We start from the raw sequence: 511 nt of genomic DNA on the forward strand, positions 1-511 counted from the left end.
CAAGGTAATTATGAAAAGATGGAATTTTGGTGATTATATATCCGATATAATAAGACACTAAGCCTCCAAAATAAGATATAAATGCTAAAAGAGTTAAATATCCCCAAGGATTATTCATTTTTCCTGCCCAGGCAATAAATATTTCAGGTGGAACAAGACCTAATAAGGTTTCTGAAGCAAAAAAGAATGTTAATACACCATAAGCTGGCAATACTTGAGTTAGTTTTACCAAAGCATCATTAATATTAAAGAAATGATTTAAAGTATAAACGGCAAAAACAATTAGTATTATATATGGAATTGCTTTTTTAACAGCATTCCAAACAAACGTATAAAACCCAGTATAAGCATAATACTGATGTAATAACTGTATACGAGACTTAGAAGTTTTTGTTTTAGATTTAGGCTTCATTTATGGCTTTGATAAATTTTAAGGCTGGCAAATATAATTGTAATGTGTTTGTTATAAAAATGTAACTTGTCAATTAGTTTTTATTTAACACAATTATAT

At 27.6% G+C, this 511-nt stretch carries 1 protein-coding gene; it reads right to left on the bottom strand.

Annotated features, from left to right (window positions below; genetic code table 11):
* The coding region (locus ACQY5W_RS13650) for a hypothetical protein (RefSeq protein WP_428025514.1) at window positions 1-412 on the bottom strand (412 nt) is incomplete at its 3' end.
* Between the last annotated feature and the right edge of the window lie 99 nt (window positions 413-511).

The sequence above is a fragment of the Arcobacter sp. genome, assembly GCF_050300555.1.
Lineage (GTDB): Bacteria > Campylobacterota > Campylobacteria > Campylobacterales > Arcobacteraceae > Arcobacter.